Origin of the sequence: uncultured Ralstonia sp. (genome assembly GCA_913056305.1) — a bacterium.
GTDB lineage: Bacteria > Pseudomonadota > Gammaproteobacteria > Burkholderiales > Burkholderiaceae > Ralstonia.
In genome coordinates this window covers 1-9,394 of sequence record CAJXMR010000184.1, presented here as the reverse complement: position 1 = coordinate 9,394, position 9,394 = coordinate 1, and the positions used below count along the sequence as shown (strand labels likewise).

11 protein-coding genes are annotated in these 9,394 nt (G+C 66.7%); 5 read left to right on the top strand and 6 right to left on the bottom strand.

The genetic code is table 11. The annotated features are described in order from the left end of the window. A partial coding sequence (locus QZ609_RS20835; protein ID WP_295499026.1) for an SDR family oxidoreductase occupies positions 1-668 on the bottom strand: 668 nt, incomplete at its 3' end. 37 nt (positions 669-705) lie between these two features. After that, positions 706-2,142 (bottom strand): aldehyde dehydrogenase family protein, encoded by a 1,437-nt coding sequence (locus QZ609_RS20830; protein WP_295499023.1) that lies wholly within the window; start codon positions 2,140-2,142, stop codon positions 706-708. 145 nt (positions 2,143-2,287) lie between these two features. Here QZ609_RS20830 and ppa point away from each other — a divergent pair, with 145 nt between their 5' ends. Together ppa and QZ609_RS20820 are read left to right on the top strand one after the other, a co-directional pair. After that, on the top strand, positions 2,288-2,815 hold the full coding sequence (gene ppa, locus QZ609_RS20825; protein ID WP_295499020.1) for an inorganic diphosphatase: 528 nt from the start codon (positions 2,288-2,290) through the stop codon (positions 2,813-2,815). Positions 2,816-3,127: 312 nt separating this feature from the next. After that, positions 3,128-3,316: a hypothetical protein gene (locus QZ609_RS20820; protein WP_295499017.1), complete on the top strand. Its 189-nt coding sequence runs from the start codon at positions 3,128-3,130 to the stop codon at positions 3,314-3,316. Positions 3,317-3,431: 115 nt separating this feature from the next. On the opposite strand, the gene QZ609_RS20815 is transcribed toward QZ609_RS20820, so the two are convergent. Continuing rightward, positions 3,432-4,655, bottom strand: coding sequence for a GNAT family N-acetyltransferase (locus QZ609_RS20815; RefSeq protein ID WP_295499014.1), 1,224 nt, complete (start codon positions 4,653-4,655; stop codon positions 3,432-3,434). 55 nt (positions 4,656-4,710) lie between these two features. Between QZ609_RS20815 and QZ609_RS20810 the strand changes: the two genes are divergently transcribed. The 3 genes from QZ609_RS20810 to glnK are packed head-to-tail and all read left to right on the top strand — an operon-like array spanning position 4,711 to position 7,340. After that, a complete protein-coding gene (locus tag QZ609_RS20810) occupies positions 4,711-6,351 on the top strand; it encodes an NAD+ synthase (protein WP_295499012.1) in 1,641 nt (546 codons plus the stop codon). 8 nt (positions 6,352-6,359) lie between these two features. Beyond that, positions 6,360-6,986, top strand: coding sequence for a class I SAM-dependent methyltransferase (locus QZ609_RS20805; RefSeq protein ID WP_295499009.1), 627 nt, complete (start codon positions 6,360-6,362; stop codon positions 6,984-6,986). 15 nt (positions 6,987-7,001) lie between these two features. After that, positions 7,002-7,340 (top strand): P-II family nitrogen regulator, encoded by a 339-nt coding sequence (glnK, locus tag QZ609_RS20800; RefSeq protein WP_295499006.1) that lies wholly within the window; start codon positions 7,002-7,004, stop codon positions 7,338-7,340. Positions 7,341-7,383: 43 nt separating this feature from the next. Here glnK and QZ609_RS20795 read toward each other — a convergent pair whose 3' ends face one another. The 3 genes from QZ609_RS20795 to QZ609_RS20785 all read right to left on the bottom strand — a co-directional run. Next, complete coding sequence (locus QZ609_RS20795) at positions 7,384-8,007, bottom strand: trimeric intracellular cation channel family protein (protein WP_295499029.1); 624 nt, start codon at positions 8,005-8,007, stop codon at positions 7,384-7,386. A gap of 37 nt (positions 8,008-8,044) precedes the next feature. Further along, positions 8,045-8,710: a Smr/MutS family protein gene (locus QZ609_RS20790; RefSeq protein WP_295499002.1), complete on the bottom strand. Its 666-nt coding sequence runs from the start codon at positions 8,708-8,710 to the stop codon at positions 8,045-8,047. 135 nt (positions 8,711-8,845) lie between these two features. Further along, a partial coding sequence (locus QZ609_RS20785) for an FAD-dependent oxidoreductase (RefSeq protein WP_295498999.1) occupies positions 8,846-9,394 on the bottom strand: 549 nt, incomplete at its 5' end.

Below are 9,394 nucleotides of genomic sequence, written 5' to 3'. Positions count from 1 at the left end.
TCCTGCGGCGTGGAGAGCCGCCCCATCGGGATCGTCGCCAGGAAGCGCGCGCGGTTCTCGGGTGTGTCGGGCATGCCCATGAATTGCTCGATCAGGCCCGTCGCGCCCATCACCGGATTGACGCAGTTCACGCGGATCTTGTCCGGGCCCAGCTCGGCCGCCATTGCCTTGCTGGCGGTGATGACGGCGCCCTTGCTGGCGTTGTACCAGACGAGCCCGGGCCGCGGCCGGATGCCCGCCGTGGACGCCACGTTGACGAACACGCCGCCGCCGCGCGCACGGAAGTGCGGCACCATGTGGCGCGCCGTCCAGTAGATGGATTTCACGTTGACGGCCATCACGCGGTCGAACTCGTCTTCGGTGATCTCCAGGATCGGCTTGTTCCGGTGCGTGGTGCCGGCGTTGTTGACGACGATGTGCAGGTCGCCATAGCGGTCCAGCGTGGCGCCGAGCAGCCGGGCGACCGAGCCGCCATCCGACACGTCGACGTGCACGAAATGCGCATCGCCGCCGGCCACACGGATGGCGTTGGCCACGCGCTCGCCGGCCTCCGCATTGAGGTCGCCCGCGATCACGCGCGCACCCTCGCGCGCAAAGGTGTGGGCGATGCCCTCGCCAAAACCCGAACCCGCGCCCGTGACGATGGCGATCTTGCCGGCAAGCCGCATGGTGTCTCCTCGTGTTGTCTGCGTTGTTAGTGTTGTGTTAGCCGTGGCGGATGGCGATGGTCTTCAAGGTGGTGAAGCCATACAGCGCCTCGAAGCCCTTCTCGCGCCCGTGGCCCGACTGGCCCGTGCCGCCGAAGGGCAGTTCCACGCCGCCGCCCGCGCCGTAGTTGTTGATAAAGACTTGCCCTGCCTTGAGCGCGCGCGCCAGCCGCAGTTGGCGCCCGCCGTCGCGTGTCCATACGCCGGCCACCAGACCGTATGGCGTGCCGTTGGCGAGCGTCAGCGCTTCGGCTTCACTGTCGAACGGCATCGCGGCGAGCAGGGGGCCGAACACTTCCTCCTGCGCCAGGCGGTGCGTGTGCGGCACGTCGCGCAGCAGCATCGGCGCCTGGTAGTAGCCGGTCTCGGGCGCCTCGGGCACCACCAGCCCCTGCGCCATCACGGGGATGTTGGCGTGCTGCGCGTCCGAGACGAAATCCCACACGCGCTGCTGCTGCTTCGGGTTGATGAGGGGACCGCAGTCCAGGTCCAGCATCGATGGGCCGACCTTGATCGATTCGAACACGCTGGCGAGGCGATCCAGCACGGATTCGTACAGGCTGCGCTCGATCAGCACGCGGCTGCCGGCGGAACACGTCTGCCCGGCGTTCTGGATGATGCCGGCGACCACCGCAGGAATCGCCGCCTCCACGTCCGCATCGGCAAACAGGATCTGCGGGGATTTGCCACCCAGCTCCAGCGTCACGGGCACATGGTTCTCGGCAGCGGCGCGCACGATCAGCTTGCCAGTCTCGGGCGAGCCGGTGAACGACACATGGTTGATGCCCGGATGCGCCGCCAGCGCCGCGCCGGCCTCGTGCCCGTAGCCGGTGACGATGTTGAGGGCGCCGTCGGGCAAGCCGGCCTCGGCGGCCAGTTGCGCCACGCGCAGCAGCGACAGACACGCATCCTCCGCCGGCTTGACCACGCACGCATTGCCCGCGGCCAGCGCCGCACCGACGCTGCGCCCGAAGATCTGCATCGGGTAGTTCCACGGGATGATGTGCGCCGTCACGCCGTGCGGCTCGCGGATGGTCAGCACGGTGGTATCCGCCGGATAGGGGATGGTCTGGCCGTGCAGCTTGTCGGCCGCGCCGGCGTAGAACTCGAAATAGCGGGCGATGGCGCGGGCGTCCGCGCGGGCCTGGCGCATCGGCTTGCCGGTATCGCGGGCTTCCAGGCGGGCGAGTTCTTCCTCATGATCGGCCAGGCGCAGGGCCACGCGCATCAGCAGGCGGCCGCGGTCGGCCGGGGCCAGCTTGCCCCACACGCCGTCGAAGGCGCGCCGCGCCGCGTGCACGGCCACGTTGATGTCGGTGGCGTTGCCGCGCGCGATCTCGGCAAAGGACTGGCCGTCGGACGGGTCGAACACCTTGATGCGCATGCCAGAATCGGGCGACATCAGGCGGTTGGCAATGAAGTGCTGGGCGTGCATGGGGGGTTCCAAAGGGGATCGGGAACGGTCGATTCTCGCACGGGAGCGGGCGGGCCTGCCGCCGCCACCAGCTATAATGCGCGCGACAGATTTTTGACCTTTTTCCAACCATTTGCGTCACTTTCGCGCATTCCGGAGCATTTCCATGAGCTTCAACAACGTCTCGCCGGGCAAGGACATCCCCAACGACTTCAACGTCATCATCGAGATCCCGGCACAGAGCGACCCGGTCAAGTACGAAGCCGACAAGGAAACCGGCCTGCTGCACGTGGACCGCTTCGTGGGCACCGGCATGCGCTACCCGGCCAACTACGGCTTCATCCCGCAGACGCTGTCGGGCGACGGCGATCCGGTGGACGTGCTGGTCGTCACGCCGTTCCCGCTGATCCACGGCTGCGTGGTGCGCTGCCGCGTGCTGGGCATGCTGAAGATGACGGACGAATCCGGCGTGGATGCCAAGCTGGTTGCCGTGCCGGTCAACAAGTTGAGCCCCGCCACCGCTCACATGACGGACCTGTCCGACATCGGCCAGAACCTGCTGGACCAGATCAAGCATTTCTTCGAGCAGTACAAGGCGCTGGAAGCCGGCAAGTGGGTCAAGGTCGAAGGCTGGGGCGGCATCGAAGAAGCCCATAAGGAAATCGTCGACGGCGTGGCCAACTATAAGAAGTAAGCTCGCATCGGCGTTTTCTGACAATCGCTGTACGAAGTAGTCGATCGCATCCCGGCATCCTCATGGATGACCGGGATGTTTTATTTGAATGCGCGATGGCGCGGGCCTCGTCCGTTTCTGCGGATGCCGCATGGCAGCTGGCTTTGCGGCCTGCGGCGGCGGAGTGATGTCATCGCTGACATCTTCTCCAAATTGTGAATGCTGCAGATAAGGTAGTTTCGCTGTAAAGAGAATTAAGTAACGCTCATTTGCCCGCCGGATGTGAGCGCTCTAGACTCCCCGTCAAGTTTGACTCCAACCCTTGGTAATGCGATGTTGAACAAGACTGTGGTTGTCCCCGTTTTTTCCGCCGTGGCCATGGCTGCCTTTACCGTGTGGGCGTTGCTGGTCGGCCCGTCGGATACCGCGCACGCGGGTGAGCGCGCCGTCGCGGCCGCCAGCCACGCCGATACTGCGCCGACCTACTGCACGGTCGCGCAGCAGAAAGCGCCAGCGCAGTAATCCACTGTGTCATGCCCGCCTTTGGTGCGGGCACCGACTCGCCAGCCGCAACGCCGCCCCCAACGCGCGCGGCGGCCGGGTTCACAGCCCGGGCAATTCTCCCGCTTTGCCCCATTCAATCCGACCGCTGCCTGAACGGCGAGCGGTCCGTCAGGTCATCCAGGTAGGCCTCCATGCCGGCCGTCTCGTGGTCCAGGAAGCGGCCGACCGCATCGGCAAAGCCCGGATGCGCCAACCAGTGTGCCGACATCGTCGCCACCGGCTCGAAGCCGCGCGCCATCTTGTGTTCGCCCTGGGCGCCGCCCTCGAAGGTGCGGATGCCGTGTTCGATGCAATACGCGAGCGGCTGGTAGTAGGCGGTCTCGAAATGCAGGCAAGGGTGGTGTTCAACCGCGCCCCAATAGCGGCCGTACATGACTGACGCCTCCGGCCGCGCGTCGATCACCAGCAGCGCGCTGCCGATGTCATGGCCCTCGCGTTGGGCCACCACCAGCAGCAGGTTCTCCGGCATCGCCGCGCCGATCCGCAGGAAGAAGTCCACGTTCAGGTAGGGCGACGAGTGATGCTCGCGATAGGTCGCCCGATAGCAGCGGTGGAAGAAGCGCCAATCGGCCTCGGTGGCCGCGGCCCCCGGCACGTGGCGGAAGGTGATGCCGGCGTGCTGCACGCGCCGGCGCTCGGCGCGGATGTTCTTGCGTTTCTTCTGCTCCAGCGCGGCGAGGAAGTCGTCGAAGCTGTGAAAGCCCGCATTGCACCAGTGGAACTGCACCCCTTGCCGTAGCAACATGCCGGCCGCACGCATCTGCTCGGCCTCGTCGGCGGTCGGGAACAGCACGTGCAGCGACGACAACTCGCTCTGCCGCGCCATCGCCAGCAGCGTGTCGAGCAGCGCGGCACGGGCCATGGCGTCGCGCGCCAGCAGGCGCGTGCCCTGCACCGGCGTAAAGGGCACGGCGGACAGCCACTTCGGGTAGTACTCCAGGCCGTGCTGCGCGTAGGCGTTGGCCCAGGCCCAGTCGAACACGTATTCGCCGTAGGAGTGGCCCTTGACGTAGAGCGGTGCGGCGGCGACCAGAACGTCGGCGGCCGTGCCGTCGGGGCGCTCTTCCCACAGCGTCAGGTATTGCGGCGACCAGCCCGTCTCGGGGCATGCGCTGCCGCTGGCGTGCAGTGCGTGCAGAAAGTCGAAGCGCAGGAATGGCGTGGCCTCGGGCTGCTGGGCGAGCAGGGCGTCCCATGTGTCACGGCCAATCTCACTCAGATCGGTCACAAGCCGCATGCGATAATGTGGCGATCCGGCGCGGGTTTCGGGCTCGGGAGCGAGAGGGCGGGAGGTCATGCCGCCGATTCTAATTCCAGCTCGGGGTGCTGCGCTCGCTTCCCCCATTGCCCCCATGACCGTCTCAGTCGCTCTCGCCCAGATCAACTGCACCGTCGGCGATTTCGCCGGCAACGCCGCCCGCATCGTCGCTGCCGCGCGCGAAGCGCACCAGGCTGGTGCGCGCATCCTCGTCACGCCGGAGCTGTCGCTGACCGGCTATCCGCCCGAAGACCTGCTGTTGCGCCCGGCTTTCCTGGACGGCAGCGCCTGCGCGCTCGACGCGCTGGTGGCGGAGCTGGCCGCCTTCCCTGACCTGCATGTGCTGATTGGCCATCCGAATGTGTCGCTGGAGGCGCCGGCCGCGGGCGGTACGCTGCCCAAGCCGACCAACACCGTTACGGTGGCGCTGGACGGTCGCGTGGCGGGCCAGTATCACAAGATCGAGCTGCCCAACAACGAGGTCTTCGACGAGAAGCGCTACTTCCAGGCCGGCTTCGAGCCGTTCGTGTTCGACGTGGAGGGCACGCGTTTCGGCGTGATCATCTGCGAGGACGCGTGGTATCCGCAGGCCACGGCGTGGGCCAAGGCGGCCGGCGCGCAGGTGGTGCTGATCCCCAATGCCTCGCCGTACCACCTGGACAAGGAAGACCTGCGTGAGCGGATCATCGGCGCGCGCGTCACGGAATCGGGCCTGCCGCATGTGTACGTGAACCTGGTCGGCGGGCAGGATGAGCTGGTGTTCGACGGCGGCTCCTTCGTGCTCGACGCACAGGGCCAGCCGGTGGTGCGCATGGCGCAGTTTGCCGAGGGCGTCGGCTACGTGCGCTTTGACGGCGCCAAGCCGCAGGCCGGTGAGATCGTGCCCGAGGCGCCGCTGGAAGCGCAGGTGTACGAGGCGCTCAAGCTGGGCGTGCGCGATTACCTCGGCAAGAACGGCTTCCCGGGCGCGATCATCGGCCTGTCTGGCGGCGTGGATTCGGCGCTGGTGCTGGCGATTGCCGTCGACGCGCTGGGCGCCGACCGCGTGCGCGCGGTGATGATGCCGTCGCGCTACACCGCCGATATCTCGTGGGTCGATGCGCGCGACATGGCGGCCCGCCTGGGCGTGCAGTACGACGAGATCCCCATCATGCCGATGTTCGACGCGTTCAAGGGCGTGCTGGCGGAAGAGTTCCGCGACCTGCCCGAAGACGCCACCGAAGAGAACATCCAGGCGCGCATCCGCGGCACGCTGCTGATGGCGCTGTCCAACAAGTCCGGCCGCATCGTGCTGACCACCGGCAACAAGAGCGAGATGGCGGTCGGCTACTGCACGCTGTACGGCGACATGGCGGGCGGTTTCGCCGTCATCAAGGACATCTTCAAGACGCTGGTCTACCGGCTGTGCCACTACCGCAATACGCTGTCGGAGGTGATTCCGGAGCGCATCCTGACGCGGGCGCCGTCGGCCGAGCTGCGCGAGAACCAGACCGACCAGGACAGCCTGCCGGAATACGACGCGCTCGACGCCATCGTGCAGCGCTACATGGAGCAGAACCAGGCGGTGGCGGACATCATTGCCGCTGGGTTTGCGCAAGCCGACGTGCAGAAGATCGTGCGCCTCATCAAGATCAACGAGTACAAGCGCCGCCAGGCGCCGGTGGGCATCCGCGTGACGCAGCGGGCGTTCGGGCGCGATTGGCGGTATCCGATCACGTCCCGCTTCAAGGAATAACGACCGCTATGCTCGAGTACTACGCCAAGCGCGCCCCCGAATACGAACGCATTTATGCGAAGCCGGAGCGGCAGGACGACTTGGCGTGGTTGAAGGCGCGCGTGCGTGACCTCACGCGTGGCGCACGGGTGCTGGACCTGGCCTGCGGCACCGGCTACTGGACCGAGGCGATGTCGGAGGCGCGCAGCATTGTCGGCGCGGATTTCAACGACACCGTGTTGCGCATCGCGCGCGCCAAGGGCATCGGCGGGGCCGCGTTCGTGCGCGCCGACAACGATGCGTTGCCCTTCGCGCCCGGTGCCTTCGACGTGATGACGGCGGGGGGCTGGTGGTCGCACGTGCCACTGCAAGAGCTGCGGGCGCACCTGGAGCGCCTGCACCGGGTGCTCGGCCCCGGCGTGCGCGTGCTGTGGTTCGATAACCAGTATGTGCCGGGCTCCAGTACACCCATCGCGCATACCGACGAAGATGGCAACACCTGGCAGCGCCGCCCGCTCGATGACGGCAGCCAGCACGACGTTCTGAAGAATTTCCCGGACGATCGGACCCTGTTGGAGGCAGTCGACGGCATCGCCAAGGATGTGCGCGTCAACCGTCTCCAGTATTATTGGACGTTCGAATACCTCACCAACTAGTCAGCGAGACAGCTCATGAAACAGATCACCGCCATCATCAAGCCCTTCAAACTGGACGAAGTGCGCGAGTCGCTCGCCGACGTGGGGGTGACCGGCCTGACCGTCACCGAGGTCAAGGGCTTTGGCCGCCAGAAGGGCCACACCGAGCTGTATCGCGGCGCCGAGTACGTGGTCGACTTCCTGCCGAAGATCAAGATCGAGGTGGTGGTGGCTGACAGCCAGGTCGAGCACGTGATCGACACCATCGTCAAGGCGGCCAAGACCGGCAAGATCGGCGACGGCAAGATCTTCGTGATGCCGGTGGAGCAGGTGATCCGCATCCGCACCGGCGAGAAGGACGAAGCGGCGGTCTAACCCGTCGTCATTGCATCGAGTCCGGCGCGCCCGCGCCGGTCTTTCAGCGGGGCAGGGTGATGTTCCAGCGTAGCGTCGCCAGCCGCCCCACCACGATCGCCAGCGTGGCGACCACCACGGCCACACTCGGCAGCAGATCGGTGTAGGTCAATCCCACATAGAAGAAGCAGCCGAGGAACGCGCAGGTCGCGTACGGGTGGTTATCCCGCAGCAGCATCGGCACTTCATTGCACACCACGTCGCGCAGCAGGCCGCCGAACGCCGACGTGATCACCCCCATCATCACCGCCACGAACACCGGCATGTTGGCGTCCAGCGCCAGCTGCGTGCCGAGCACGCCAAACAGCCCCAGGCCAATGGCGTCGGCGATGATCAGCACACGGTCGGACACCAGTTGGCTCACCAGCCGGATCACCCAGTTGGCGAACAGGCTCATGATGAACAGCGCCAGCAGGTAATGCTCGTGCTCGACCCAGTAGAAGGGCCGGCGATCGAGCAGCAGATCACGCAGCGTGCCGCCACCGAAGGCGGTCAGGAAGGCGACGATGAAGGCGCCCACGGCATCGAGCCGGCGCCGTTTCGCCTCGGCCAGCCCCGAGATGGCGAACGAGAAGACGGCCAGGATCTCCATCCAGTGCATCACCAACTGGAGGCGGGTTTCGTGCAGAGTCACGCGATTGATTGGGGGATTGAGTTGAGGGGAATCAGGCGCTGTGCGGCTGGCGCAGCAGCACCAGCACCGCGCCCGCGCCGCCGGCCGTGTTGCGCGGCTCGACAAAGGCGATCACTTCTTCTTTCTGCACCAGCCACGAGCGCACCTTGCCCTTGAGCACGGGGGTCTTGTCGGGCGAGCCGAGGCCCTTGCCGTGGACCACCCGCACGCAGCGGATGCCGCGCTGCACAGCGCGGCGCAGGAAGGCGGCCAGCGCCTCGCGGGCTTCATCCCGGCGCAGGCCGTGCAGATCGATCTCGTCTTGCGTGGCCCATTCGCCGCGGCGCAGCTTCTTGAGCACGTCCTCGCCGATGCCGGGGCGGCGGTAGGAGAGGGTGTCGTCGGTCTCGAGCAGGTTGTCGATGTCGAATTCGTCCGACAGCGAATCGCGCAGCACGGTCTGCTCCTCGGCGCGCGAGTGCACGGGGTCGGGCGCGGGCGGGTTGCGCGGATGCTCGACGCGCTTGTTCTGGCGCAGCGCGCTCACCTCGCCGATGCTGGCGCGGAACACGTTGGCTTCTTCCGCGGCCTGGCGGGCGGCGGCCTCGGCGCGCTGGCGCTCGGCTTCGCGGGCTTCGGTGTCGTGCTTGAGCTGTTCGCGCAGCTTGGCCAAGTCGGTCAGGCTGAGCTTGGCGGCGGGGGTGGGGGCGCGTTTCATGGCGATGGAGCAATCGGGGTGGAGCGTGCGTCGATTATACGAACGCCGCGCAGACCGGACGCCACCCAAAGCAAAACGGCCGATGGTTACCCATCGGCCGCATTGTTTGCACCCGGGAACCCGGGGCAGTGGCGCTTAATCCTGGCTTTCCAGGTAGCGCTGGGCGTCCAGCGCAGCCATGCAGCCCGTGCCGGCGCTGGTGATGGCCTGGCGGTACACGTGGTCCTGCACGTCGCCGGCGGCGAACACGCCCGGGACGTTGGTGGCGGTGGCGTTGCCGGTCAGGCCGCTCTGCGTGCGGATGTAGCCGGTGTCGTTCATCTCGAGCTGGCCCTTGAACAGGTCCGTGTTCGGCTTGTGGCCGATCGCGATGAACACGCCAGCCAGCTTGACGTCTTCCGTGGCCGTCGGGTTGCCGTTGACGCCGCGCAGGCGGGCGCCCGTCACGCCGGAGTCATCGCCCAGCACCTCGTCGAGCACGGTGTTGTACTTGATCTCGATCTTGCCCTTCTTCTGCTGTTCCAGCAGGCGGTCGATCAGGATCGGCTCGGCGCGGAACTTGTCGCGGCGGTGGATCAGGGTGACCTTGGTGGCGATGTTGGCCAGGTACAGCGCTTCTTCCACGGCGGTGTTGCCGCCGCCCACCACGGCCACTTCCTGGCCCTTGTAGAAGAAGCCGTCGCA